Raw genomic sequence first — 25,346 nt, 5'->3', positions numbered from 1 at the left:
CCCCTGTGGGAGCGGGCTTGCTCGCGAAGGCGGCGTGTCAGTCAACGATGATGTCGACTGACACGCCGCCTTCGCGAGCAAGCCTGCTCCCACAAGGGGATTTGCGGTGATCTTGCGGGCTGCATCCATCCCCTGAATGTCCCCCATCACAGGAATAAATTTCAAAAACCTGTGGCGGCTGACTATGGTGAAGGCTGTCTTTGGATCGCCAACAAGAGAACAACAATGAGCCAGACGCCGTTCAATATTCAGCGCGCCGCCGTAATCGGGGCGGGCACCATGGGTCGTGGGATTGTCATGTGCCTGGCCAACGCCGGGGTGCCGGTGCAATGGGTCGATAACAACCCGCAGATGCTTGAACAGGCATTGGCCGCAGTCGCCGAAACTTACGCCCACAACGTGCGCCAGGGCCGGATCAATCAGGCCGAGGCAGACGCTCGCCTGGCGCGAGTGACCAGCGCAGCCGATTACGCGGCGATCCGCGATGTTGATCTGGTGATCGAGGCGGTCTACGAAAACCTCGAACTGAAACAAAAAATCTTCCGCGAGCTCGATGGTCTGCTCAAACCCGAAGCGATTCTGGCCAGTAATACCTCGGCGCTGGATATCGACGCGATTGCCGCCGCCACTCGCCGCCCGCAACAGGTGCTGGGCCTGCATTTCTTCAGCCCTGCACACATCATGAAACTGCTGGAAATCGTTCGCGGTGCGCAAACTGCTCCGGCGGTGCTCGATGCCGCGCTGGATCTGGGCAAACGTATGGGCAAGGTCAGCGTGGTGTCGGGCAACTGCCATGGTTTTATCGGCAATCGCATGCTGCATACCTACGTGCTTGAGGCTCGCAAGATGTTGCTTGAAGGGGCGTTTCCCTATCAGGTGGATGCGGTGCTGCAAGGGTTCGGTTTCGCCATGGGCCCGTTCCGCATGTATGACGTGGTCGGCATTGATCTGGAATGGCGTGCCCGCGAACTGGCTGGCAAAGGTCAGGATGCACCGCAAGTTCAGGTCGACAATCGGCTGTGCGAACTCGGGCGCTTCGGTCAGAAGAGTGGCGACGGGTACTACCACTATGAGCCGGGCAGTCGCCAGGCTGAGCACGATGTGGAGGTCGATGCGCTGGTGCTGGAGGTCAGCGAGGGTTTGGGCTTCCAGCGTCGTGAGATCAGCCCTGAGGAGATTCTGGAGCGCTGCTTGCTGGCACTGGTCAACGAAGGGGCGAAGATCCTTCAGGAAGGCATTGCCAGTTCGGCCCATGACATTGATCTGGTTTACCTCAATGGCTATGGCTTCCCGGCAGACAAGGGCGGGCCGATGGCCTGGGCGGATCAGCAGGGGTTGGCGGATATTCATCAGCGGTTACTGGCGCTGGAGACTCGGCAAGGTGATCAGTGGAAGCCGGCAAGGTTGATCGGGGAGTTGGCGGCGGTAGGGAAGGGGTTTGCTGACAGGTGATGGATTTGGCGTCTGTGAGGGCGCCTTCGCGAGCAGGCTCGCTCCCACAGGAGGAATGCGATTCCCTGTGGGAGCGAGCCTGCTCGCGAAGAACGATAACGCGGTTTTCGCCTTAGACTGGCCACCCAAACCCAGGAACCAACACTAATGTCCAACCCGATGCCCCAACGCACCGACTACCCGCACTTCCAGCCCATCACCACTCGCTGGCACGACAACGACGCCTACGGTCACGTCAATAACGTCACCTACTACAGCTTTTTCGACACGGCGGTGAACACCTACCTGATCGAAGTCGGCGGGCTGGATATCCATGACGGTGAAGTTGTGGGTTTTGTTGTGAGTTCGGCTTGCGATTATTTTGCGTCCATCGCTTTCCCGGATCGTATCGAGATTGGTCTGCGGGTGGGCAAGTTGGGCAACAGTTCGGTGCAATACGAACTGGCGGTGTTCAAGCAAGGCGAAGACGAAGCCTGTGCGGCCGGGCGCTTCGTGCATGTGTTTGTGGATCGGGCGTCGAATCAGCCGGTGGCGATTCCTGCCGGATTACGCGGGGCGCTGGAGCGGTTGGTGGTCTGAAACGAAAAGATCGCAGCCTCCGACAGCGCCTACAGGGATGTGTGTACACCCGTAGGAGCTGCCGAAGGCTGCGATCTTTTGATCTGCCTGCCGAGTAATCAGCAATCAGCGATGACGGTAGTAGTCATGATGCTTGCGATGCCCATAGGCATGGCCGCGATGACGGCGATCATCGCGGTAGTAGCGACGATCATCATGGCCGCCACGATAGGAACGACGATCATCGTCGTTACTCGAGTTGCCCATGTAGTTACCCAATGCGCCACCCGCGCCGCCGCCGGCTGCGGAGCCGATCAGGCTGCCGGTGCTGCCGCCCAGGCTGCGACCGACCACGTTACCGCCTGCCGCGCCCAACGCACCGCCAATGGCCGCTTGGCCACGGCTGTGTTTGTCGGCGCCGACTGCGCTACCACCCGCGCCGCCCAGGGCCGCGCCGATGGTGGAACCTGTATTGCCGCCTAGTGACTGACCGACGACCGAGCCCAAAACCCCGCCCAATGCGCCGCCCACACCTGCTTCGGTGGTGCCTCCGGCAGAAGCGAAACCACTGGCCAGGCTAAGGGACAACAAGAGAATCGAGGAGAACTTCATAGAGGAACCTCAAGGGGATGACGGCGCGATCCTGAGGCTGTGTCCTGATTGTGACAATCGAAATCCGACGAGTAACACGACTTGTACACAATTCTATAAGTTACTGTTTTTTGGGCGGAACTTAAGGGTTTTTCACTGGTCTTTAACTACTTCGGAAAGGCCGTTTCTATACAGAAACGGCCTTTTTTGTGGGCGATTGGAAAGTATTAGCTTCGAGAGATTCATCGCATGATCCACCGCTTTCGCGTGCAAGCCCGCTCCCACAGTGAAATGCAATCCAATTTGGGAGCGGGCGTGCTCGCGAAGAGGCCGGACCTGCTGCCGCCTTAAGCCGACTTGGCCAAAATCAACCCGGTCTCACTGGCCATTTCCAAGCGGATCGCCACAAACTTCGACGTCGGCGTATGGCTGCCATCCCCGGTGCTTTCCAGCGGCACCAATGGATTCACTTCGGGATAGTAAGCAGCAGCCTGCCCCGCAGGAATATCAAACGCCAGCAGCGTAAAGCCCTTCACCCGACGCTCACGGCCATCGTCCCAGATCGAAACGATGTCCGCCTTCTGCCCCGGTTTGAACCCCAGGCGAATGATGTCCGCCTCGTTCACGAACAACACATCCCGTTGACCCTTCACCCCGCGATAACGGTCATCAAGACCATAAATCGTGGTGTTGTACTGATCGTGGGAGCGCAACGATTGCATGATCAGGTCCGGCAGCACACCCGTGGCGCGCGTGCGTTCATGCACCAAGTCTTCGGGCAGCACATTCGGACGGAAATTGGCCCGGCCCGACGGTGTATTCCACTTGCGCGCGCCGGCGCTGTTGCCGAGGTAGAAACCACCCGGATTCTTGACCCGCTCATTGAAATCGCGAAAGCCCGGAATGGTGTCGGCGATCAGGTCGCGGATGCGGTCGTAATCGGCCACCAGCCAGTTCCAGTCCACCGGTTTGCTGCCCAAAGTCGCGGCGGCGATGCCGGCGATGATTGCCGGCTCCGAACGCATCTGGGTCGACAGTGCCTGCAACTGGCCGTTGGAGGCGTGAACCATGCTGAACGAGTCTTCGACCGTCACCGCTTGCGGGCCTTCGGTCTGGATATCGATGTCGGTACGGCCCAGGCACGGCAGGATCAGCGCTTCTTTACCGTGGGCCAGATGGCTACGGTTGAGCTTGGTGCTGATTTGCACGGTCAGGTCGCAATTGCTCAGGGCCTGGAAGGTGCGCGGGCTGTCCGGGGTGGCTTGGGCGAAGTTGCCGCCCAGGCCGATAAAGACTTTGGCGCGACCATCGGCCATGGCGTGAATTGCCTCGACCACGTTATGGCCGTTTTCACGCGGCACCTTGAACTGGAAGCGGCGCTCCAGTGAGTCGAGGAACGCCACCGGCGGACGCTCGTTGATGCCCATCGTGCGGTCGCCCTGCACGTTACTGTGGCCACGCACCGGGCACAGACCGGCGCCCGGCCGGCCAATGTTGCCGCGCAGCAGCATCAGGTTGGCGATTTCCTGGATGGTCGCCACCGAATGGCGATGCTGGGTGATGCCCATCGCCCAGCACATGATCACGTTCTTGCCTTTGACGTACATCCGCGCCGCTCGCTCGATTTCCACCAGCGGCAGGCCGGATTGCTCGACGATCTGCTCCCACGAGGTGTCGTCGACGATGCCGAGGTATTCCAGCACGTTGGCACTGTGTTCATTGAGGAAGTCGTGGTCGAACACCGCAGGCTCACCGGCCTTCTGCGCATCGCGCTCCCATTGCAGCAGGAATTTCGCCATGCCACGCATGATCGCCATGTCGCCGCCCAATGCCGGACGGAAGTACGCGGTGTTGGTCGGCTTGTCGCCGTTGGTGAGCATTTCGATCGGGTGTTGCGGGTGCTGGAAACGCTCCAGGCCGCGCTCTTTCAGCGGGTTGATGCAGACCACTTGCGCACCGCGTTTCACCGCTTCGCGCAGGGGTTCGAGCATCCGCGGGTGATTGGTGCCAGGGTTCTGGCCCCAGACGAAAATAGCATCTGCATGTTCGAAGTCGTCGAAGGTCACGGTGCCTTTGCCGACGCCGACACTTTGCGCCAATGCCACACCGCTGGCCTCGTGGCACATGTTCGAACAGTCGGGGAAGTTGTTGGTGCCAAAGGCGCGCACAAACAATTGATAGAGGTACGCGGCTTCGTTGCTGGCGCGGCCCGAAGTGTAAAACTCGGCTTGATTGGGGCTCGACAGGCCCTGCAAATGTTTGGCGATCAAGGCGAACGCGGCTTCCCAGCTGATTGGCTTGTAGCGATCGGTTTCAGCGTCGTAGCTCAATGGCTCGGTCAAACGGCCCTGGTACTCGAGCCAGTAATCACTTTGCTCCAGCAACGCCGTGACACTGTGCTTGGCAAAGAATGCACCGTCGACACGCCGTTTGGTCGCTTCCCAGTTCACTGCTTTGGCGCCGTTCTCGCAGAACGCCACCATGCCGGCTTCATTGGAATCGCCCCAAGCGCAACCGGGGCAGTCGAACCCGCCGTTCTTGTTGGTCTTGAGCATCATGCGCAGGTTTTTCAGCGCGTTGTCGCTGGTCAACCAGGCCCGGGCGACGCTGGCTAGCGCGCCCCAACCACCGGCCGGACCTTTGTAAGGCTTGTAACGCGGAACGGGTTTCTGGTCGGCTTGATTGTGTTGACTCACGCTTGATTCTCCAACGCAGGGCTGTAGACCCGCGGCGCACTTTTTTGCGGCAGGTGGATGAGGTTGAGGTTGTGACGACGGGCCCATTGCACGGCAAGGCCCGTGGGCGACGACAGGCTGACGAGGGTCTGGATGCCTGCGCGCAAGACTTTCTGGATCAATTCGAGGCTGCAACGGCTGGTGACAATCGCCAGGCCGCCGGTAGTCGGGATGTTCTGGCGGATCAAGCCGCCGATCAGCTTGTCGAGGGCGTTGTGCCGGCCGATGTCTTCGCGGCCCAGCAGCAACTCGCCCTGGCCGTTCATGAACACCGCCGCATGCACCGCGCCGCAATGCTGGCCCAGCGGCTGGAACGCGCCGATGCGCTGGCGCAAACCGTCGAGCCATTCAGCGGGCGGCAGCGGTGCACCGGGCAGCACTTTAAGGTCGGGCAATGCCTGCTCGACTGCTTCCACGCCACAGAGTCCACAACCGCTGGTGCCGGCCAGTTGCCGACGTTGCTGTTTGAGGTTCCAGAAGGCGCGATTGGCGATGGTCACTTGCGCGTATTGCGCCGAACCCTCTCCGGTCAATTGCAGGTCATAGATGTCGGTAGCGTCTTCGATGATGCCGCTGCCGAGGCTGAAACCGACGATGAAGTCTTCAAGATCCGTCGGCGTCACCAACATCACAGCTTGGCTGATGCCGTTGTAGGCGATCGCCAACGCCACTTCCTCGGCGAGCGCGGTGCTGGCCGATTCGGTGTATTGAAGGTCGCTGTAACTGTAGGTCTGGCTGGCGGCGGGCGCGGGCGTTTCGAGTGCGGGCGCCGCGCTGGTAGGGCGCTTGGCGTTCATGACTTCACCGACGGTTTAATCAGCTCTAAGCGTAAGCGCGTCAACTTGTCGCGTCTAATCGCTAATACTGATCTACCGATAGATGCCGTCGATCAAGACTTTGCTTGCGATTGCTGATAGATCGCAAAACAGGCTTCTGCCAACGCAGAGCGCGGAGCGCTGCGACGCATGATCAGCCCAAGCCGGCTGAGGGTTTGTGCGTTTTCGATGGGGTGCAAGCGCAGATGGTCGGTGAGGTTTTCCAGGCCGCCGTCCAACGGCATCACGGCGCAGCAGAATCCGCCGTGCACCGCTTGTAACAATTGGTGCACCGCGTCGGTTTGCAGCAACGGTTGTGGGGTCAGCCCGCGACTGTGGAAATTGTGGTCGATGGACTGACGAAAGTGCATGCCGCTGGTGAGCATGCCCAAGGGCAGTTCGATCAGCGATTCCCAACTCAGCGGCGCCTCGTCGAAGCTGTGAAAACGCTGATCGTAGAGCAGGCCCATGCGGGTTTCACTGAAGGCCAGGGAGTCGAAGCGCTCGCCGTCGAGACGTTCCAGGTAGGAGACGCCGAGGTCCAGGCGATTGTTCGCCAGTTGTTCGAGGATCTGCTCGGAACTCAGGGCCGAGAGTTCGAAGCGCAGGTTCGGGTGTTCGGCGTGCAGGCGTTGCATTAATGGCAGCGGATCGAAGCTCGACAGCGGCACTACGCCCAGGCGCAACGTACCGACCAGATTGCCGCGGCAGGCAGCGGCTTCAGCCTGCAAACCGTCATAAGCCGCCAGCACCGTGCGCGCCCAGGCCAGCACTCGCTCGCCCGGCGCGGTGAAGCCTTCGAAGCGCTGGCCGCGATTGACCAGCGGCAACTCGAGTTCTTCTTCAAGGCTGCGCAGGCGCATGGACAGGGTCGGCTGGGTAATGTGACAGCGCGCGGCGGCTTGGCCGAAGTGTCGGGTTTCGTCGAGAGCGATGAGGAATTTGAGCTGCTTGATGTCCATCTTCGCTCCAGGGCGCGGTGAGGCGGGGATTCTATCGCTTGCGGCGGACCGACGTCATTGGTCGGGTTGGAACCGTGTCTTGCAGCCTTGGTCTAGTCTTTTGCGTCTGGAACCCTAAACCCAAGGAGAGTGCACCATGAGTATTTTTAGCTTTGTGAAAGAAGCAGGCGAAAAACTTATCGATCTACTGACACCGGGCAACGCCAATGCCAGTGAGCAGTTGAAGGAACACATCAGCAAGGTCGGCCTGGGTAACCCGAATGTGCAGGCTACGGTGGACGGCGACAAAGTCACTGTCACCGGTGAAGTCGGCAGTCAGGAAGAGAAGGAAAAGATTCTGCTGGCTGTGGGCAATATCGCCGGTGTTGGCAGCGTGGACGATCAGATTACCGTGACCGGGCCAGTGGTAGTGGCCGCAAAGTTTGTCACCGTCGTGAAGGGCGACACCCTCAGCGCTATTTCCTTGCGCGTGTATGGCGATGCCAACAAGTATCAAAAAATCTTCGAGGCCAACAAGCCGATGCTCAAGGATGTGAACAAGATCTATCCGGGGCAGTCGTTGCGGATTCCCGAATAAGGCTTAAGACGGTGTGATGGCCTTCGCGGGCAAGCCTCGCTCCTACAGGTTTTGTGTCGGTATCGTAATGTGCGTGCGACACAAAACCTGTAGGAGCGAAGCTTGCCCGCGAAGCAGGCGACGCGGTCTAAAGCCCTTCGATCAACTCTCGATAATCCCCCACCGCCGCAAACTCCGCCGTGTCCTTCGGCCCTTTGCGACTGTCCGGCTCGCTCACCGCGAGCAGATGCGCCACGCCAAAATTGCGCGCACTGCGCAGGATCGGCAAGGTGTCATCGATGAACAGGCTGCGCGCCGGATCGAAACCGATATCCGCCTGTAGCGCATCCCAGAACTGCGGATTTTCCTTGGCAAAACCATAATCGTGGGAGCTGATCAACCGCTCGAAATACGGCGCCAGTTCAATCCGTTCCAGCTTCAATGACAGCGAATCACGATGGGCATTGGTGATCATCACCACGCGCTTGCCCGCCTGTTTGATCGCCGCCAGAAACGTATCCGCATCCGGGCGCAGGGCGATCAGGTGCGCGGTTTCCAGTTTCAGTTCGCGCACCGGGATCTTCAGTTCAGCACTCCAGAAGTCCAGGCAGTACCACTGCAACTGGCCGGCGTTACGTTCGAACAGCGGCTGCAATTCCATTTCCGCCATGGCCCGGCTCACCCCGTGCAACTCGGCATAACGCTGGGGCAGGTGCTCCATCCAGAAATGGTTGTCGTAGTGCAGGTCCAGCAGCGTGCCGTCCATGTCCAGCAGAACGGTGTCGATGTCGCGCCAGGGCAGCAGGGACATAAAAAACTTCTCCAGCGGTAAAAAAGATATCCGAGGTAAACAATCAGGATAGGCCGGGGACAGGCTAGTTTGAAAGCGTCGCGAGCGAAGGGAGTGCAAGGAAAAAACAGGCGAGGACGGGGAGTTTACGAGTTGTAAATGACCCGTCCGAGCCTGTTTTTGACGCAGCAATCCCGAGCGCAGCAGCTTTCAAACAGCCTGTATAGTAACCCGCTATCGCCAAGGAGCCTTATATGCGCCAGAAACCCACCGTACTCGCCCGCGAGATCGTCGCCACCAGCCGTTTATTCTGCGTCGAGGAGCTAAAGCTGCGCTTTTCCAATGGAGTGGAGCGCACTTACGAGCGTTTGGTCGGCAAAGGCGCCGGGTATGGCGCGGTGATGATCGTGGCGATGCTCGATGCAGACCACGCGGTACTGGTCGAAGAATATTGCGGCGGCACCGATGCTTATGAGCTGTCCTTGCCCAAAGGTTTGATCGAGCCGGGCGAAGACGTGTTGGCGGCGGCCGAGCGCGAGCTCAAGGAAGAGGCCGGGTATGGCGCGCGGCAGTTGGAGCATCTGACTGAGTTGTCGTTGTCGCCCGGTTATATGAGCCAGAAGATTCAGGTGGTATTGGCCACTGACTTGTACGAAGAAAGCCTTGAGGGTGATGAGCCTGAGCCGATGCGGGTGGACAAGGTCAACCTGCGCGAGCTGTCGGCCCTGGCGCAGAACCCGCAATTCACTGAGGGCCGTGCCTTGGCGGCGTTGTATCTGGCCCGTGACTTGTTGACCCAACGTGGGGTGTTTTTGCCATGAGTTTGAATTTTCCCCATCCGTTGATGGCGCCGGTGGTTGAACTGGCATTGAAGGCGGGCGAAGCAATCCTGCCGTTCTGGCGTGCCGGCGTGGCCGTGACCGCGAAGTCTGATGATTCGCCAGTGACAGCGGCTGATATGGCGGCACACCATGTGATCGTGGACGGGCTGAAGGCGCTTGACCCGAGCATCCCGGTGTTGTCCGAAGAAGATGCCAATATCCCCCAGAGCGTGCGCGCCGGGTGGCAGCGCTGGTGGTTGGTGGACCCGTTGGACGGGACCAAGGAATTCATCTCCGGCAGCGAAGAATTTACCGTCAACATCGCGTTGATCGAGCAGGGCCGTGTGGTGTTTGGCGTGGTGTCGATGCCGACTAATGGCCGCTTCTACGTCGGTGGCGCCGGGTTGGGCGCGTGGCGTGGTGATCAAGGCGCGACGCCGCTGCCGATTCAGGTGCGCGAAGTGCCGGCGGCGGGCGAGGCGTTTACCGTGGTCGCCAGTCGTCGGCATTCCAGCCCTGAGCAGGAGCGTTTGCTGGCCGGGTTGAGTGCCAGTTTGGGTGAGCTGCAATTGGCGAATTTCGGCAGTTCGCTGAAATTTTGTATGTTGGCGGAAGGGGCGGCGGATTGTTATCCGCGCCTGGCGCCGACCTCCCAGTGGGACACGGCGGCAGCGCAAGGTGTGCTGGAAGGCGCGGGCGGTGAGGTGCTGGATTTGAGCGGTGCGCCGTTTTGTTATCCAGCGCGGGAATCGCTGCTGAATGAGTTCTTTTTGGCGTTGCCGGCGAAGGCGGCGTGGCGTGAGAAGTTGTTGGAGCTTGCACGCGGGTAAGACCGTTACGCGAAACCCATGTGGGAGCGGGCTTGCTCGCGAAAGCGGTGTGTCAGTCAACATTGATGTTGAGGCTGACGACCCCTTCGCGAGCAAGCCCGCTCCCACAGGTTTTTGTGGTGTCGCGGTTTATCGGTGCAAAACGTACTGCCCCGTAAACGTCACCGCATCCTCTTCAGTCCCCACATTCACAATCCGCGAATGCAGCGCTAGCCGCGCCCGGCCATAGCGCTTATACATCGCCAGGAATTTCTTCCAGACCACCGCACTCGGTGCCTGGCAAATCGCAATGGCGTCGGTGGTCACCGGCAGTGGATAGCTGATCTGCCCTTCTTGAATCACGATGTGCCCGTCTTCAATTCCCTCTTCACGCAAGCGCAAATGCAGCCAGCCCCAACCCGCCAGCACCGCGCCGCAGTACAGGCTGCCGCCGAACATGGTGCTCTTGTGATTGACGTTGGCATCCAGCGGCAAGTGCAGGCGCAGTTGCTGGTCGTGCCAGTCGAGCACCTTGAGGCCCATGTCCCGGGTGAGGGGAATGTCGTGATGGAGAACTGATTCCAGGTGACGACTGTCGCGGCTCATTCACGGCCTCTTGTTTGAAGATGATGATTTGACGGTAGCTCAATCGAGCTCGTCAGTGTGGCTGTGGGCGCCGCTGTCGGCGAAGTTCAGCCCATGCTTGCGCAGCTTGTCGTGCAAGGTCTTGCGCGGAATGCCCAAGGCCTCGGCGAGGCTGCGCACCGAGCTGTGAGAGCGTGCAAGTTCAGCGGCGATCAAGGTTTTCTCGAAGTTTTCCACCTGCTCGCTCAGGCCACCGCTGACCACTTCCACAGTGGTGCTGACGCCGCCGTCCGGGGCGCTGTTGTCCAGCGCCAGTTCGAGGCCGAGGGCAAAGCGTTCGGCAGCGTTTTGCAGTTCGCGCACGTTGCCCGGCCAGGAGTGACGCAGTAGCACGGCCCGTTGCCCCGGTTGCAGTTCATGAGGCGGCAAACCATGGCGGGTGCTGGCTTCATCGGCGAAATGCTGGAACAGCATCAACGCATCTTCGCCGCGTTCACGCAGCGGTGGAATCCGCAACGGTGCGACGTTCAGCCGGTAATACAAGTCGGCGCGGAAACGGCCCTGATCGGCAGCCTGGCGCAAGTCTTCCTTGGTGGCGGCAATGACGCGGATGTCCAGTGGGATCAGCTGATTACCGCCAAGGCGCTCGACCACACGCTCCTGCAACATGCGCAGCAATTTGACTTGCACATCCAGGCTCATGCTTTCGATTTCATCGAGGAACAGCGTACCGCCGTTGGCGAATTCGAACTTGCCGATGCGGCGCTTTTGCGCGCCGGTAAACGCGCCGGGCTCGTGACCGAACAACTCGCTTTCCACCACCGATTCGGCCAGGGCCCCGGCGTTGATCGCCACGAACGGGCCATTGCGACGGCTCGATAGATCGTGCAGCGCCCGCGCCACCACCTCTTTACCGGCACCGGTTTCGCCGAGGATCAGCACGTCGGCCTTGGTCGCCGCCAATGCACCAATCTGTTCGCGCAAACGCAGCATCGGCGCCGACTGCCCGACCAGTCGGGCGCTCAATTCATTGCGATCGCTCAGCGCCAGACGCAGGCTGCGGTTGTCCAGCACCAGCCGGCGCAAGGCGAGGGCGCGGCGCACGCTGTCGAGCAGGGCATCGCTGGCGAAGGGTTTTTCGAGAAAGTCATAGGCCCCGGCACGCATAGCCTGTACCGCCAGCGGCACATCGCCGTGGCCGGTGATCAGTAGCACCGGCAGTTCCGGGTCCTGGGCGTGGAGCTCGGTCAACAGTTCGAGGCCGTCCATGCCCGGCATACGAATATCGCTGACCACCACGCCCGGCCAGTCGCGTTCCAGTTGCCCGGCCAGGCCCTTGGCTTCGGCCAGCGGCAGGATTTTCAGGCCGGCCAGATCCAGTGTCTGGCTCAGGGCCTGGCGCAAATGGGGATCATCGTCGATCAATACGACCTGGATGCGGTTATCGATGGTCATGCACTTCGGTCCTCGGACGGTTGCAGGCTCACACCCGGTGCGCCAGCGCGCAGCTTCAGGGTAATCAGGGCGCCGCCCTCCTTGTGGTTGGCGAACGACAATTCACCGCCGAAGGCGCGCATCAGTGTTTCGCAAATCGCCAGCCCCAGCCCAAGCCCCTGAGTGCGGGTCTTGGTGGTGTAGAACGGCTCGCTGGCGCGGCCAAGGGCTTCCATGCAAAAGCCTGGGCCGTTGTCGCGAATGTACAGAGTGACGCCGTCTGGGGTGGATTGAGCACTTAGCCAGAGTTTGCGCGGTGGGCCTTTTTCGGTCAGGGCGTCGAGGGCGTTCGCCAACAGGTTACCGAGCACTTGGCGTAGTCGGGTTTCCCCGGCCTCGACCCACAACGTGGCGGCTGGCAGGTCACGGATCAGCTCGACTTCCATGCTCCGCCGACGTTTGGCCAGCAAGGCCAGGGCATCGTCCAGCGCTGGTTGCAGGGCAACGCTTTCCGGGGCGTGGCGATCGCGGCGGGCGAAGGCGCGCAAGTGGGCGATGATCGACGCCATACGGCCGGTCAATTCGCTGATCAGCTTGAGGTTGCCGCGGGCATCGTCGGTGCGCTGATGATCGAGCAGCACTTCGGCGTTTTCCGCGTAGCTGCGGATCGCCGCCAGTGGCTGATTGAGTTCGTGGCTGATGCTTGCCGACATCGTCCCCAGTGCCGACAGTTTGCCGGCCTGCACCAGATCGTCCTGGGCGCGCACCAGTTCTTGCTGGGCGTGTTCGCGTTCCAGCACTTCCTGTTTCAGCCGTCGGTTGAGGCCTTCGAGGTCGCTGGTGCGTTCGGCCACCCGGCCTTCCAGTTCGCGGCGGGCCTTGGCTTCGAAGGCGATCCGCTCCAGATAATGGCGACGACGCTGCATCATCAGACCGAGCAGCAGCATCAACACCAGCAGCGTCGCGCCGCCGATGGCCACGACCGTGCGCACCGGACGGTCAATCAGGGTGCGTGGCGCCAGGATGCTCACGCTCCAACCGGTTTCCGCTATTTGCTGGGTTTGGGTCAGCCAGGCGTTGGCGTTGAGCTTTAACGGCTTGGGATCGCGGGTTGGGTAGGGCTGGATCGCACTGATCGCTTTGTTCTCGTCGTCACTCAAGTTGCGGGTCGAGCGAAAACGCCACTCGGGCCGCGAGGTGAGAATGACCACGCCATTGTGATCGGTCAGCAGCAGTTGTTCCGGGGTTTTGCCCCAGAGGCTTTCGGTGTGGTCGAGATCGACCTTGACCACCAGCACGCCGACGACTTTTTCACCCTCACGCACAGCGGCGGCGAAGAAGTAACCGCGTTTGGCCGACGTGGTGCCTAACCCGAAAAAGCGTCCGAGCCGCCCGGCCATGGCTTCGCTGAAGTACGGCCGGAAGGAAAAATTACGCCCGACGAAACTGTCATGTTTGTCCCAGTTGGACGCCGCCAGGGTCTTGCCGCTGGTGTCCATCAGGTACATGACCTCGGCGCCGGTCTGGGCGCTGATGTTTTTCAGCAAGCGATTGGCGTTGCCCTGGGTGACACCATCGTCGGGCGCACCCAGCACGGCGCGCAGGGCGGGCAGGTCACCGAGGATCTGTGGCAACACTTCATAGCGGTGCAGGGTGCCCAGCAGGTTGGCGACGTAGAGGTCGAGGGTCTGACGATTCTGCCCGGCCAGTTCGCTGCGGTAGTAGCGCTCGGCCAGATGCTGCAACGGCCACAGCAGCGGCGCCAGGCACAGCGCAAGCAGGGCCAGGCTGCGCCAGCGGGGTCTGCGGGGGAGGGTCGGAGTCATGAGCATCGAGCGCCTGGGGGTACAGGCGCATTATGCCTAGGGTTGCGGGCGCAGTCTGCGCACCCGGAGCCGGCGTGCTGTCGAAATGAATATTCAGACAGCGTTTCAGGAAAAGACGTCAGCGTCCTTGAAGAACGCAGCCGCCGCATCCTTGCCCGACAGTTTTGGCGCCTCATCCAGTTGCCAGTCGATACCCAGGTCGGGATCGTCCCAGCGAATGGCGCGCTCGGCCGATGGGGTGTAGTAATCGGTGGTTTTGTAGAGGAATTCGGCGAACTCGCTCAGCACCACGAAGCCGTGGGCGAAACCTTCCGGAACCCACAGTTGACGATGGTTTTCGGCGGACAGGCGTACCGCCACCCATTTGCCAAAGTGCGGCGAGCTGCGGCGAATGTCCACCGCCACGTCGAGCACTTCACCGGCGGTGACGCGAACCAGCTTGCCCTGGGTGTTTTCCAGTTGGTAATGCAGGCCGCGCAGCACGCCTTTTTGCGAGCGAGAATGGTTGTCCTGAACGAACTGCGTGTTCAGGCCAGTCGCTTCTTCGAAAGCCTTGGCGTTGAAGCTTTCATAAAAGAAGCCGCGCTCGTCACCAAATACCTTGGGCTCGATGATCAGAACACCGGGCAGGTCGGTGGTGACTACATTCATGGGGTTTCTCCAGCGATAGGCATTGATGGGTGACATTCTTGCGCAAAGTGTCATCTGGCGCGAGGGCCGCGATTGTCTTTTGATGTTTGCGGTCGCAGGTTGGGGGGTTGCGTATCGCTGCAAGCGGTGGCGATATAAGCGCCTAATAAAATTTCAGGGGTCGTTGTATGCCGCTCGCCACGTTGATTCACCGCGCCAGTTTGCCCAGCCCGCAAGTGTCTGCGGAGCAAGCGTTAGAGCTGTTGCAGGCACATTACGGGTTGAGCGGGACATTGCAGGCCTTGGGTAGCCAGCAGGACCTCAACTTTCGCGTCGACGCTGAGCGCGGCCGTTTCGTGCTGAAAATCTGCCGGGGTGATTACTCTGCGCTGGAGTTGCAGGCCCAGCACGCGGGGCTCAAGCATTTGGCCGATCATTCGGGCGTGCCGGTACCGAAAGTGATTCCTGCGCTTAATGGTGAAGACCTGCTGTCGGTGGAAGTCGGTGGGCAGGCTGTGCATGTACGGCTACTGGATTACATCGACGGTCAGTCGCTGACTCACCTCGATCACTTGCCGGGGGCAGTGGTCGCCGGTTTCGGTCGGCTCTGCGGTGAAATGGATCTGGCCCTGGCCGGTTTCGACCACGCCGGGCTGGAGCGCACGTTGCAATGGGACGCTCGCCACGCCAACGCCTTGATCACCCACCTGCTGCCGATCATCGAGAATGATCAGCAACGCGGGTTGATTGCCGACGCCGCCGCACACGCTGAGCGCCGCTTGCTGCCGTTGGTGGCGAAGCTGCCGGTGCAGGCGATTCACATGGACATCACCGACGACAACGTGGTCTGGCAGCGGGATTCGCAACGCCAGTGGCAGTTGCAGGGTGTGATTGATTTCGGCGACCTGGTCCGCACCTGGCGCATTACCGATCTGTCGGTGACCTGCGCGGCATTGCTGCACCACGCCGATGGCGATCCGTTCTACATATTGCCGGCAATTCGGGCTTACCACGGGATCAACCCGTTGCAGCATGAAGAGCTACAGGCGCTCTGGCCGCTGATTGTGGCCCGTGCGGCGGTGCTGGTGCTCAGTGGCGAGCAGCAGGTCAGCATTGATCCGGGTAATGAATACAGTCGCGACAACCTGACCCACGAGTGGGAAATCTTTCGCGTCGCCACCTCGGTGCCGCTGGAACTGATGGAAGCAGCCATCCTGACCGCCGTCGGTCAGACCCTGCCGAGCATCGGCAGCGGAGGTTTTGCGCCGTTACTGCCGAGCCTGGTAGGCCGTGAATTTGCCTTGATCGACCTGGGTGTTCTCAGCCCGCATTTCGAGGCCGGTAACTGGGAACAAGAAGGCATCGATCAGCGCCTGCTGACGGAAGCCGCTGCGGCCCATGGGTTGGCGGCCAGTCGTTACGGCCAATATCGTTTGTCCCGAACCCGGCCGGACAGCGCCACGGAACCGGACACCTGCCCACTGCATGTCGAGTTGCGAGTGCCCCACGGCACCGCCGTCGAATCGCCGTTTGCCGGTGTTGTTCACCAACCTGCGGCAGGCGTGTTGCAACTGGATGGTCCGCAACTGAGCGTGCGCCTGTGGGGCGTGACCCCGTCGCTGCACACCGGTGCGGCGCTGGTCAAAGGCCAGGTGCTGGGTTCGGTCAACGGGCCACTGATTGTGCAGTTGTGCCGAGGTGCTTCCTTCAGTGCGCCGCTGTTTTGCACGCCGTCGCGAGCACTGGCCTGGCAGGCGTTGTGTCCGTCACCGGCGTCGTTGCTCGGGCTGGCCTGTGATGCTGAAAAAGAACTCGATTCGCAGACCTTGCTCGCGCGTCGCGATGCCAGTTTCGCCCGGACCCAAAAACATTATTACGTCGACCCGCCACGCATTGAGCGCGGTTGGCGCAATCACCTGATCGACATGCAGGGCCGCTCCTACCTCGACATGCTCAACAACGTCGCGGTGCTCGGCCACGGTCACCCGCGCATGGCCGCTGTCGCCAGCCGTCAGTGGTCGCTGCTCAATACCAACTCACGATTCAACTACGCGGCGGTGGCCGAGTTCTCCGAGCGCTTGTTGAAGCTGGCGCCGGATTCCATGGACCGCGTGTTTTTGGTCAACAGCGGCAGCGAGGCCAACGACCTGGCGATTCGCCTGGCGTGGGCCTACAGCGGCGGGCGCGACATGCTCAGCGTACTTGAGGCGTATCACGGCTGGACGGTGGGCGCGGACGCGGTATCGACGTCGATTGCCGACAACCCCAAGGCCTTGAGCAGCCGTCCCGATTGGGTGCACCCGGTGACCGCACCGAACACCTATCGCGGTGAATTTCGTGGCCCGGACAGTGCGCCGGACTACGTGCGCAGCGTCGAGCACAACCTGGCGAAAATCGCCGAACAGAAACGCCAGTTGGCCGGTTTCATCTGTGAACCGGTGTACGGCAACGCGGGCGGAATCTCGTTGCCGCCGGGCTATTTGCAGCAGGTGTATGCACTGGTTCGCGCTCAGGGCGGCGTGTGCATCGCCGATGAAGTGCAGGTTGGTTACGGACGCATGGGCCACTTCTTCTGGGGTTTCGAAGAGCAAGGCGTGGTGCCGGACATCATCACCATGGCCAAGGGCATGGGCAACGGTCAGCCATTGGGCGCGGTGATCACGCGCCGGGAAATCGCCGAAGCGCTGGAGGCCGAGGGTTACTTCTTCTCGTCGGCGGGTGGCAGCCCGGTCAGTTGCCAGGTCGGCATGGCAGTGCTGGATGTGATGGAAGAGGAAAAACTCTGGGAAAACGCGCAGATCGTCGGTGGCTATTTCAAGCAGCGGCTTGAAGCGCTGATCGATATTCACCCGCTGGTGGGCGCAGTGCATGGTTCTGGCTTCTATCTGGGTGTCGAACTGATCCGCAACCGCGAAACTCTGGAGCCGGCCACCGAAGAAACCACGGCGTTGTGTGATCGCCTGCGTGAACTGGGGATTTTCATGCAGCCGACGGGGGATTATCTGAACGTCCTGAAGATCAAGCCTCCGATGGTGACCTCGCGCCAGAGTGTGGATTTCTTTGTCGATATGCTCTCCAAGGTGCTCGCAGAAGAACTGTAAACACCACCACCCCCTGTGGGAGCGGGCTTGCTCGCGAAAGCGTCGGATCAGACGACATCAATGTTGAATGACAGACCGCTTTCGCGAGCAAGCCCGCTCCCACAAGGACTGTGTTTTAAGTTCGATTGTTATCGGCTTTTTCTTGGCAATTTTAGATGAAAGGCATTCTGGTAGCTTTTAAAGCCGATATTTATCGGCTATAAAGTCGCCATTGCCTACCTATAAAAATGACCCAGGAGATGATTCATGAGCCGTATCGTTACCGTCGCCGCCACCCAGATGGCTTGTTCATGGGATCTCGAAGCGAATATCGAGACCGCTGAGAAGCTGGTCCGTGAGGCCGCGGCCAAAGGTGCGCAGATCATCCTGATCCAGGAACTGTTCGAGGCCCCGTACTTCTGCCAGAAGCCGAACCCGGATTACCTGCAACTGGCCACGACTGTTGAAGACAACGTCGCTATCAAGCATTTCCAGAAAGTCGCCAAAGAACTGCAAGTCGTGCTGCCAATCAGCTTTTACGAATTGGCGGGCCGCGCGCGTTTCAACAGCATCGCGATCATCGATGCCGACGGCTCCAACCTCGGGATTTATCGGAAAAGCCACATTCCGGACGGCCCGGGCTACCACGAAAAGTATTACTTCAACCCGGGCGATACCGGCTTCAAAGTCTGGAACACCCGTTACGCGAAAATCGGCGTGGGCATTTGCTGGGATCAGTGGTTCCCGGAATGCGCCCGCAGCATGGCGTTGCTCGGCGCGGAAATCCTGTTCTACCCGACCGCCATCGGCAGCGAGCCGCACGATAAGACGATATCGTCCCGCGACCACTGGCAGCGTGTGCAACAGGGCCATGCCGGCGCCAACCTGATGCCGCTGATCGCCAGCAACCGCATCGGCAATGAAGAGCAGGACGGCTACGACATTACCTTCTACGGCTCGTCGTTTATCGCCAACCAGTTCGGCGAAAAGGTCCAGGAACTCAACCAGACCGAAGAAGGCGTGTTGGTTCAGCAATTCGATCTCGACGAGCTGGAACACATTCGCAGCGCGTGGGGCTCGTTCCGTGATCGCCGCCCGAACCTATACAATGCGCTCAAAACCCTCGACGGTTCCCTGGAGTCCTGACCGCATGACCACTTTAAACAGCACCCCGCGCGCCGACGGCTTCTACATGCCCGCCGAGTGGGCGCCACAAACCCAAACCTGGATGATCTGGCCCGAGCGTCCGGACAACTGGCGCCTGGGCGGCAAACCCGCGCAAGCCGCGCACGTCGCCGTGGCCAAGGCCATCGCCCGTTTTGAACCGGTGACCGTGGCGGTATCCGCCGGTCAATACGAAAACGCCCGCGCCCGTCTCGATGTGCCGAATATTCGCGTGGTCGAGATGTCCAGCGACGACGCCTGGGTTCGCGACACCGGCCCGACCTTCGTGATCAATAACAGCGGTGAAGTCCGCGGTGTGAACTGGGATTTCAACTCGTGGGGTGGTTTTGACGGCGGTCTGTATTCGCCGTGGAACCGCGATTCGCAGGTCGGCGGCAAGATCCTCGAGATCGAACGCAGCCAACACTACCGCACCGAAGGCTTCGTGCTCGAAGGCGGTTCGATTCACGTCGATGGCGAAGGCACACTGATCACCACCGAAGAATGCCTGCTCAACCGCAATCGCAATCCGCACCTGAACCGGGCGGACATCGAAGCGGTGCTCAGCGCCAATCTGGCTGTGGATAAAATCATCTGGCTGCCGGACGGTTTGTTCAACGACGAAACCGACGGGCATGTGGATAACTTCTGCTGCTACGTGCGCCCGGGCGAAGTATTGCTGGCCTGGACCGATGACCCGCAGGACCCGAACTACCCGCGTTGCCAGGCCGCGATGAAAGTGCTGGAAAGCAGCACCGACGCCAAAGGTCGCCCATTCACGGTGCACAAGATGCCGATCCCGGGGCCGCTGTATGCGACCGAAGAAGAGTGCGCCGGTGTCGATCCGGTGGACGGCACCCAGGAACGCAATCCGACCGTTCGTCTGGCCGGTTCCTACGTGAACTTCCTGATCGTCAACGGTGGCATCATCGCGCCGAGCTTCGATGATCCGTTGGACGGCCCGGCCAAGGAGATTCTGCAGAGCCTGTTCCCGCAACATGAAGTGGTTATGGTGCCAGGCCGTGAACTGTTACTGGGCGGCGGTAACATCCACTGCCTTACCCAACAACAGCCTGCGCCGCACAACGAGTGAGTGGGGTTGTAACAGCTTGAGTTGATTGCCTATTCACTCTCGCAAACGTTTCCCCGTTTTGCCTTACAGAAAGCCCGCAGCCCGTCAGGACCGCGGGCTTTTTTGTATCCGCTCATCGACAGGTCGGAAACATTGGCACAGCTCTTGTATCTGTCATGGGGCAAAACAGGGAGGGGAGAACTGCGATGTTCTGTCATAAACCTTGGATAAGTTAGCCGCTCACAAACCGGGAGAGAGCGCCGAAATGAACGCCGAAGTGAACGTAGTGAGCGAGCGGGCATTGCATCCCCTGGCAGTCAATGGCGAATCGCTTCAGATCCTTGCGCACTGGTTGAAATCCAATGGAACGCGTCAGATCAGGGAACCTGATCCGCGCCGGATGATGATCGAGCGCTACCCCGCTGGTTTATTCAGCGAAGCGGAACTGGAAGCGTTGTGGGATGTGATGGAAGGATAAGAAGAACAACAAAGGATTGCTGAAAGCGCTGCCGGGAGGGCGGCGCTTTTTTATGGGCGAAGGTTTTATGAACACCGGAGATCAAATGTGGGAGCGGGCTTGCTCGCGAAGGCGGAGTGTCAGTAAACAATTCTCTGACTGGCACACCGCTTTCGCGAGCAAGCCCGCTCCCACAGGGTATCGATTAGAAGCTGTAAGTCCCGGTCACGACCAGGCTACGCGGTGCCCCTGGCTGAATCTGATACTGGCTGGTGGCCGACGAGTAATAGGTCTTGTCGCTGATGTTGTTCAACGCCGCGCGCAAGTCCCAGTCCTTCTGCCGGAACCCGGCCAGTGCATCCCAACGCCCATAACCTGGCAGGACGGTGGTGTTGAGGTTGTCGGCATAACGCTCGCCGACCAGCGTCAGGCCGGTTTCAGCGTACCAGCCCATTTCCGGTTTCCAGGTCAGGAACAGGCTGCCATTGTGCTTGGCCACGTTGTTGACGCGTTTTCCTTCAAAACCGTTGTTGTCCTTCACCACGGTAGCGTCCTGCACGCCCACACCTGCGCGCACGTACCAGTTGCCGGCGAGTTTGCCGGTACCGGTCAACTCGATACCACGGGAACGTTGCTCGCCGGTGAGCACGGTAATGGTCGGGTTGATCGGGTCACTGGTGCGGCGGTTGTAGAGTTCCAGTTCGTAGATCGCGAGGGTGGTGCTCAGACGATCGTCGAGCCAGTCGCTCTTCACGCCGATTTCCTTTTGCTTGGTCAGCTCCGGGCTCAAGTCGTTGCTGTTGCCGGTCACGCCGGGGGTGATGCCGATCAGGCCGCCGCCCGCAGGGGAGAACGTCTTGGTCCAGGACGCGTAGAAGGAATGATTCTGCAGCGGCGTCCAGACGATTCCTACACGGGGGCTGGTGCTGTGGCTGTCGCGATCTTCGGAAATGTCCCGCAGCTTGTTGGTCGACTCGATGTCGAAGGTGTCGTAACGCAAACCGGCCAGCAGTTGCCATTGATCGTTCAGGCGCAGTTGGTCTTGCACGTACACCGCACGGCTTTCGACTTCGGTGTGGTTGTCGCTGGACACCTGCATGCGTCCGGTATGGCGCAAGTCGCGGTTCGGGTTGTACAGATCCAGCGCGGGCACGGGAGAGCTGCCAGCCCCGGATGTGGCGGCGTTGTACAGCGTCGGATCGCGACGTTGGCTGCCGATCTCGATACCCGTCAGCACGCGATGCTCGAGGCCGAAAGTGTCGAAGCCACCTTCCAACTCGACGTTGTTGAACACGTTGCGCGTGGTCAAGTCCTGCTGCCAATGCTGGCGCGTGACTTTTTTGGTGGCCGGGGTGTAACCCGTCAGGTAAGTGTTATCGAAATCACTGTCGAGCTTGAACACGCCAAGCGTATGACGCAGCTGCCAGTTATCGCTGAGTTCATAGCTGAGTTTCGAGCGTAGGGATTGCGACTTGTCGTCGATGAAATCGTGCTCGCTACCGTAGGTCGTATCCCGTCCTACATCCGCTGGGCGTCCGTTTACTCCGGGGATACCGCGATCCGGCGTACGGTTGTAGCGGCTGTATTCGTACTGCACCAGCCAGTTCAGGTCCGGCGTTAATTGCCAGCTCATGGATGGCGCGAACAGTTGGCGATTGCCGCTGACGCCATCGCGAAAGCTGTTCTCGTCCATGTTGCCCATGTTCAGGCGCAGGCTGATGTTCTCGCTCGGGTCGGTGCTGAGATCGGCATAAAGACTGCGCAAATCTTCACTGCCGCCCTGGGCTTCGATGGTCGAGCGGCGGCCGAACTCCGGCAGCTTGCTCACGCGGTTGACGATCCCGCCCTGGCTGCCACGGCCATACAACACGGCAGCCGGGCCCTTGAGTACTTCAATGCGCTCGATGTTGTGCAAGTCGCGCACGTATTGGCTGTCGTCTCGGATGCCGTCGAGGTAGAAGTCGTTGCTGGCGTCGAAACCGCGGATGCGCAGGCTGTCGAAGCGCGTGTCCGCGCCGCTGCTGACGTTGGGGATGCCACTCAACGCGGTGCCCAGGTCATTGGTGCCGTAATCCACGACGTTGGCGGTTTTTATCGAGTCGATGGCTTGCGGCACGTAGCGCACGGGCGTCGCAGTGCGCGTCGCGGTGCCGGTGTCTTTCACCCGCGGGTCGTCGGCTTCGGATTCGGCGCTGATGGATGTCTCGGGTAAAACGGTGGTCGCGGCACCGGCGAAACCGGCAGACAACAAAGCAGAAAAGCCAAGGGTAATGGGCGTTAAGCGGAACGGGGCAGGCATCTGAAGCGCATCCGAAAGGGTGAAGGAGTTCGAGGGCGCAAATGGTAATGCTTGCTATTTACTTGCGTTAATTATTCCTGATAAGTCCCCTTGAATGATTGTTTCAACTTGTGTCGAGGTTGATGCCGCAACGCTGTGAAGTCATTCGACCGATTCATGAAACAGACTGAAAACTATTCCAGCGTTTTTCCGAAACGGTCTGAGGACTAGTCTGCCGGCATCGATTTTTCCTACCTCTTCGCCGGATTCTTCCCATGACACTTCATTACATTTACGACCCGTTGTGCGGCTGGTGCTACGGTGCCAAACCCCTGGTGCAAGCCGCCCAAGCCGTGCTCCCAGTGATCGCTCATGGCGGCGGCATGATGAGTGGCGCCAATCGCCAGACTGTTTCGCCACAACTGCGCAACTACGTGATGCCCCATGACCGGCGCATCGCCGAATTCACCGGCCAGCCATTCGGTGAGGCGTATTTCGAAGGTTTGTTGCGCGACGAAACCGCTGTCTTCGATTCCACACCGCCGATTGCCGCCGTGTTGGCCGCTGAGCAAATCGCTGGCCGCGGGTTGGAATTGTTGGGGCGTTTGCAGAGCGCTCATTATCTGGAAGGGCGACGCATTGCCGACGAAGCGGTCCTGTTTGAACTCGCCAACGCCATTGGTCTGGACCCCCAGGCTTTCCAGAACGCTTTCAAACACGCCGACACTGAGCGTCATATCAAGGAAAGCCGTGCTTTATTGGCCAACGTTGGCGGCCAAGGCTTCCCGACTTTCGCCCTGGAACAGAATGGCCAATTCACCTTGATCGATATCGGCCAGTGGTTGGGCAAGCCAGACGCCTTCGCTGCCTGGTTGAGTCAATCGTTGCCCGCCCAAGCCTCGGTGACCGAGTTTCAAGCCTGCGACCTCGACGGTTGCATCCACTGAATTCCCAAGAAATCCTGCAACTAACGCTCGCGGACAAGGGATTTCTTAGACGATTTTTGCCTATTCTCAGACGATTCATGAAATTGACACATGCTTGAGGGCGCGGATAGGATTCACGCCAACGCCTGTGGCCAACCGCCACGACTCACAAAACAATAAAAAGGCCCGCCGCGATTTTTCGTGGGCGGACCTTTTTGTTTCGGGGTGAAAAAAGAGCGCGATAGCGCCGTTTCAGCCGTTCGGCACAGTGCGTATCAACCGGTAATAAGGAAAATAAAATGTTGAACAAGCGAATCAGCCTGATCGCTCTGGGGATGTTGAGCGCTACACAAGCCATGGCTAACGACCAGGCCCAATCCAAGGGATTTGTTGAAGACAGCAGCCTCAAAGTGCTGCTGCGCAACGCCTACATCAATCGTGATTACAAAGACGGCAACCCGGATAAATCCGAGTGGGGCCAAGCGGCCATCGGTACGTTCACGTCCGGTTTCACCCAAGGTACTGTCGGTGTGGGTGTGGACGCTTTTGGTCTGTACGCGCTCAATCTTGAGCGCAGTGAAGACCGCAGCGGTGCTCAGGGCATCGACTTCTTCAAGAAGGGTGACAGCGGCAACCCGGCCAACGACCTGTCCAAGGGCGGCGCAGCGGTTAAATTCCGCCTTTCCAGCACCACCTTGACCTACGGCGACCAGATGCCGGCCTTGCCGGTACTGAACTACGACAACTCGCGTCTGCTGCCAGAAAGCTACACCGGCACCTTGATCACCTCCAAGGAGATCAAAGGCCTGGAACTGAACGCCGGTCGCTTCACCGCCGAATCGCGTAAAAGCGCTGAAGGTCGTGACAGTGGTGGCTTGAAGTCGATCAACGTCTTGGGTGGTAGCTACCAGTTCACCGAGCAATTCAAAGCTGCGGTCTACGCGTCCGACGTCGAAGACGTGCTGAAGAAGCAATACGTGAACGCTAACTACGTGTTCCCGATCGACAAGGATCAGTCCCTGACCCTGGACTTCAACGGTTACCGTACCAAACTGGACAATTCCTACGTCCGCGAAAACGGTATTACCGGCGACGACAATAAGATCTGGAGCCTGGCAGCGACCTTCGCCACCGGCCCGCACTCGTTCACCATCGCTCATCAGCGCAGCACCGGCGACAGCAACCTGGGCTACGCCTACGGCGGCTATCAGAAAGATCAGGGTCGTGTCGGCGACGGTGGCAACACCATCTACCTGGCTAACTCCTACTGGTCCGACTTCAACGCCGAAGACGAACGCAGCTGGCAAGTGGGCTACGGTCTGGACTTCAGCGCTTTCGGCGTTCCGGGCCTGAGCTACAACGTGGCCTACGTGCGTGGTGACAACATCACCACTTCCACCAGCGAAGGCGGTACCGAGCGCGAAATCTTCAACCAGTTCAAATACGTCGTGCAAAGTGGCCCGGCCAAAGACCTGAGCGTGAAACTGCGCAGCTCGATCCTGCGTGTTTCGCAGAAATCCAGCGAGTACAACGTCAGCGGTAACGAACTCCGTGTGTTCGTGGATTACCCGATCAACATCTTCTGATGATCGCTTGAGTTGAAAAAACTCACTAAAAAACCCCGACTGGCTCGGGGTTTTTTTTTGCTGCATTTTGGTAAAAACGTTCTAAAAACGCTTTTTTGAGCATAAAAAAGTCGATTCAAGGCATCTTTTTACCGCGCTTCAAGCAGCACTTGATATGCCTGAAATTCTTTCTCATGGACGGAAATCCTGCACCTAATAGATTAGGCCGCTCAATGCAGC

At 59.7% G+C, this 25,346-nt stretch carries 21 protein-coding genes; 11 read left to right on the top strand and 10 right to left on the bottom strand.

Annotated elements, in window-relative coordinates; genetic code table 11:
• Positions 1 to 225 precede the first annotated feature (225 nt).
• Both ACWIKB_RS26720 and ACWIKB_RS26715 read left to right on the top strand, forming a co-directional pair.
• A complete protein-coding gene (locus tag ACWIKB_RS26720; protein WP_475270489.1) occupies positions 226 to 1,452 on the top strand; it encodes a 3-hydroxyacyl-CoA dehydrogenase in 1,227 nt (408 codons plus the stop codon).
• A gap of 147 nt (positions 1,453 to 1,599) precedes the next feature.
• On the top strand, positions 1,600 to 2,031 hold the full coding sequence (locus ACWIKB_RS26715; RefSeq protein WP_475270488.1) for an acyl-CoA thioesterase: 432 nt from the start codon (positions 1,600 to 1,602) through the stop codon (positions 2,029 to 2,031).
• Between the two features lie 105 nt (positions 2,032 to 2,136).
• On the opposite strand, the gene ACWIKB_RS26710 is transcribed toward ACWIKB_RS26715, so the two are convergent.
• From ACWIKB_RS26710 to ACWIKB_RS26695, 4 genes are all read right to left on the bottom strand, one after another.
• Complete coding sequence (locus ACWIKB_RS26710) at positions 2,137 to 2,622, bottom strand: glycine zipper domain-containing protein (protein ID WP_475270487.1); 486 nt, start codon at positions 2,620 to 2,622, stop codon at positions 2,137 to 2,139.
• Between the two features lie 326 nt (positions 2,623 to 2,948).
• Positions 2,949 to 5,297, bottom strand: a complete 2,349-nt coding sequence (locus ACWIKB_RS26705; protein WP_475270485.1) for an FdhF/YdeP family oxidoreductase — start codon at positions 5,295 to 5,297, stop codon at positions 2,949 to 2,951.
• On the bottom strand, positions 5,294 to 6,133 hold the full coding sequence (gene fdhD / locus ACWIKB_RS26700) for a formate dehydrogenase accessory sulfurtransferase FdhD (RefSeq protein WP_475270483.1): 840 nt from the start codon (positions 6,131 to 6,133) through the stop codon (positions 5,294 to 5,296). The genes ACWIKB_RS26705 and fdhD overlap by 4 nt, the downstream gene beginning before the upstream one ends.
• Before the next feature lie 92 nt (positions 6,134 to 6,225).
• On the bottom strand, positions 6,226 to 7,113 hold the full coding sequence (locus ACWIKB_RS26695; RefSeq protein WP_475270481.1) for a LysR family transcriptional regulator: 888 nt from the start codon (positions 7,111 to 7,113) through the stop codon (positions 6,226 to 6,228).
• A gap of 136 nt (positions 7,114 to 7,249) precedes the next feature.
• On the opposite strand from ACWIKB_RS26695, the gene lysM reads away from it, so the two are divergent.
• Entirely contained in the window at positions 7,250 to 7,690 is a 441-nt protein-coding gene (gene lysM, locus ACWIKB_RS26690) for a peptidoglycan-binding protein LysM (protein WP_090176912.1), read from the top strand.
• Positions 7,691 to 7,817: 127 nt separating this feature from the next.
• Here lysM and yrfG read toward each other — a convergent pair whose 3' ends face one another.
• Entirely contained in the window at positions 7,818 to 8,480 is a 663-nt protein-coding gene (gene yrfG / locus ACWIKB_RS26685) for a GMP/IMP nucleotidase (protein WP_163907746.1), read from the bottom strand.
• 233 nt (positions 8,481 to 8,713) lie between these two features.
• Between yrfG and nudE the strand changes: the two genes are divergently transcribed.
• Positions 8,714 to 9,280: an ADP compounds hydrolase NudE gene (gene nudE / locus ACWIKB_RS26680; protein WP_475270480.1), complete on the top strand. Its 567-nt coding sequence runs from the start codon at positions 8,714 to 8,716 to the stop codon at positions 9,278 to 9,280.
• Entirely contained in the window at positions 9,277 to 10,110 is an 834-nt protein-coding gene (gene cysQ, locus ACWIKB_RS26675; protein WP_475270479.1) for a 3'(2'),5'-bisphosphate nucleotidase CysQ, read from the top strand. Before nudE ends, cysQ begins: the two co-directional genes overlap by 4 nt.
• A 129-nt stretch (positions 10,111 to 10,239) precedes the next feature.
• Here the strand turns inward: cysQ and ACWIKB_RS26670 are convergent, their stop codons facing one another.
• From ACWIKB_RS26670 to rfbC, 4 genes are all read right to left on the bottom strand, one after another.
• On the bottom strand, positions 10,240 to 10,695 hold the full coding sequence (locus ACWIKB_RS26670; RefSeq protein WP_475270478.1) for a YiiD C-terminal domain-containing protein: 456 nt from the start codon (positions 10,693 to 10,695) through the stop codon (positions 10,240 to 10,242).
• A gap of 39 nt (positions 10,696 to 10,734) precedes the next feature.
• Positions 10,735 to 12,129: a sigma-54-dependent transcriptional regulator gene (locus ACWIKB_RS26665; protein WP_475270476.1), complete on the bottom strand. Its 1,395-nt coding sequence runs from the start codon at positions 12,127 to 12,129 to the stop codon at positions 10,735 to 10,737.
• Positions 12,126 to 13,934: a sensor histidine kinase gene (locus ACWIKB_RS26660; protein ID WP_475270475.1), complete on the bottom strand. Its 1,809-nt coding sequence runs from the start codon at positions 13,932 to 13,934 to the stop codon at positions 12,126 to 12,128. The genes ACWIKB_RS26665 and ACWIKB_RS26660 overlap by 4 nt, the downstream gene beginning before the upstream one ends.
• Positions 13,935 to 14,039: 105 nt before the next feature.
• On the bottom strand, positions 14,040 to 14,585 hold the full coding sequence (gene rfbC, locus ACWIKB_RS26655) for a dTDP-4-dehydrorhamnose 3,5-epimerase (protein ID WP_475270474.1): 546 nt from the start codon (positions 14,583 to 14,585) through the stop codon (positions 14,040 to 14,042).
• A gap of 167 nt (positions 14,586 to 14,752) precedes the next feature.
• Here rfbC and ACWIKB_RS26650 point away from each other — a divergent pair, with 167 nt between their 5' ends.
• The 4 genes from ACWIKB_RS26650 (at position 14,753) to ACWIKB_RS26635 (ending at position 20,358) form a co-directional block, all read left to right on the top strand.
• On the top strand, positions 14,753 to 17,665 hold the full coding sequence (locus tag ACWIKB_RS26650) for an aminotransferase (protein WP_475270473.1): 2,913 nt from the start codon (positions 14,753 to 14,755) through the stop codon (positions 17,663 to 17,665).
• A gap of 246 nt (positions 17,666 to 17,911) precedes the next feature.
• Positions 17,912 to 18,790, top strand: a complete 879-nt coding sequence (gene aguB, locus ACWIKB_RS26645; RefSeq protein WP_475270472.1) for an N-carbamoylputrescine amidase — start codon at positions 17,912 to 17,914, stop codon at positions 18,788 to 18,790.
• A 4-nt stretch (positions 18,791 to 18,794) separates the two neighbouring features.
• Positions 18,795 to 19,901 (top strand): agmatine deiminase, encoded by a 1,107-nt coding sequence (gene aguA / locus ACWIKB_RS26640; RefSeq protein ID WP_475270470.1) that lies wholly within the window; start codon positions 18,795 to 18,797, stop codon positions 19,899 to 19,901.
• 244 nt (positions 19,902 to 20,145) lie between these two features.
• Positions 20,146 to 20,358 (top strand): hypothetical protein, encoded by a 213-nt coding sequence (locus ACWIKB_RS26635; protein WP_054047717.1) that lies wholly within the window; start codon positions 20,146 to 20,148, stop codon positions 20,356 to 20,358.
• A gap of 184 nt (positions 20,359 to 20,542) precedes the next feature.
• On the opposite strand, the gene ACWIKB_RS26630 is transcribed toward ACWIKB_RS26635, so the two are convergent.
• Positions 20,543 to 22,636, bottom strand: coding sequence for a TonB-dependent receptor (locus ACWIKB_RS26630; protein WP_475270469.1), 2,094 nt, complete (start codon positions 22,634 to 22,636; stop codon positions 20,543 to 20,545).
• 254 nt (positions 22,637 to 22,890) lie between these two features.
• Between ACWIKB_RS26630 and ACWIKB_RS26625 the strand changes: the two genes are divergently transcribed.
• Together ACWIKB_RS26625 and ACWIKB_RS26620 are read left to right on the top strand one after the other, a co-directional pair.
• The gene (locus ACWIKB_RS26625; RefSeq protein WP_475270468.1) at positions 22,891 to 23,562 is read left to right on the top strand and encodes a DsbA family protein; all 672 of its coding nucleotides are present in this window, start codon (positions 22,891 to 22,893) and stop codon (positions 23,560 to 23,562) included.
• Between the two features lie 278 nt (positions 23,563 to 23,840).
• Complete coding sequence (locus ACWIKB_RS26620; RefSeq protein ID WP_475270467.1) at positions 23,841 to 25,127, top strand: OprD family porin; 1,287 nt, start codon at positions 23,841 to 23,843, stop codon at positions 25,125 to 25,127.
• Positions 25,128 to 25,346 lie beyond the last annotated feature (219 nt).

The sequence above is a fragment of the Pseudomonas sp. 5Vm1k genome (genome assembly GCF_056161485.1).
Note: the sequence above shows the minus strand (reverse complement) of the source record. Positions and strands in the feature narration are given on the sequence as shown.

Coding starts and splice junctions, on each gene's coding strand:
- ACWIKB_RS26720 (WP_475270489.1), top strand. CDS start 226: ATGAGCCAGACGCCGTTCAATATTCAGCGCGCCGCCGTAATCGGGGCG.
- nudE (WP_475270480.1), top strand. CDS start 8,714: ATGCGCCAGAAACCCACCGTACTCGCCCGCGAGATCGTCGCCACCAGC.
- ACWIKB_RS26630 (WP_475270469.1), bottom strand. CDS start 22,636: ATGCCTGCCCCGTTCCGCTTAACGCCCATTACCCTTGGCTTTTCTGCT.
- ACWIKB_RS26710 (WP_475270487.1), bottom strand. CDS start 2,622: ATGAAGTTCTCCTCGATTCTCTTGTTGTCCCTTAGCCTGGCCAGTGGT.
- ACWIKB_RS26625 (WP_475270468.1), top strand. CDS start 22,891: ATGACACTTCATTACATTTACGACCCGTTGTGCGGCTGGTGCTACGGT.
- ACWIKB_RS26620 (WP_475270467.1), top strand. CDS start 23,841: ATGTTGAACAAGCGAATCAGCCTGATCGCTCTGGGGATGTTGAGCGCT.
- yrfG (WP_163907746.1), bottom strand. CDS start 8,480: ATGTCCCTGCTGCCCTGGCGCGACATCGACACCGTTCTGCTGGACATG.
- lysM (WP_090176912.1), top strand. CDS start 7,250: ATGAGTATTTTTAGCTTTGTGAAAGAAGCAGGCGAAAAACTTATCGAT.
- rfbC (WP_475270474.1), bottom strand. CDS start 14,585: ATGAATGTAGTCACCACCGACCTGCCCGGTGTTCTGATCATCGAGCCC.
- fdhD (WP_475270483.1), bottom strand. CDS start 6,133: ATGAACGCCAAGCGCCCTACCAGCGCGGCGCCCGCACTCGAAACGCCC.
- aguA (WP_475270470.1), top strand. CDS start 18,795: ATGACCACTTTAAACAGCACCCCGCGCGCCGACGGCTTCTACATGCCC.
- ACWIKB_RS26670 (WP_475270478.1), bottom strand. CDS start 10,695: ATGAGCCGCGACAGTCGTCACCTGGAATCAGTTCTCCATCACGACATT.
- ACWIKB_RS26650 (WP_475270473.1), top strand. CDS start 14,753: ATGCCGCTCGCCACGTTGATTCACCGCGCCAGTTTGCCCAGCCCGCAA.
- ACWIKB_RS26715 (WP_475270488.1), top strand. CDS start 1,600: ATGTCCAACCCGATGCCCCAACGCACCGACTACCCGCACTTCCAGCCC.
- ACWIKB_RS26660 (WP_475270475.1), bottom strand. CDS start 13,934: ATGACTCCGACCCTCCCCCGCAGACCCCGCTGGCGCAGCCTGGCCCTG.
- aguB (WP_475270472.1), top strand. CDS start 17,912: ATGAGCCGTATCGTTACCGTCGCCGCCACCCAGATGGCTTGTTCATGG.
- ACWIKB_RS26635 (WP_054047717.1), top strand. CDS start 20,146: ATGAACGCCGAAGTGAACGTAGTGAGCGAGCGGGCATTGCATCCCCTG.
- ACWIKB_RS26665 (WP_475270476.1), bottom strand. CDS start 12,129: ATGACCATCGATAACCGCATCCAGGTCGTATTGATCGACGATGATCCC.
- ACWIKB_RS26695 (WP_475270481.1), bottom strand. CDS start 7,113: ATGGACATCAAGCAGCTCAAATTCCTCATCGCTCTCGACGAAACCCGA.
- cysQ (WP_475270479.1), top strand. CDS start 9,277: ATGAGTTTGAATTTTCCCCATCCGTTGATGGCGCCGGTGGTTGAACTG.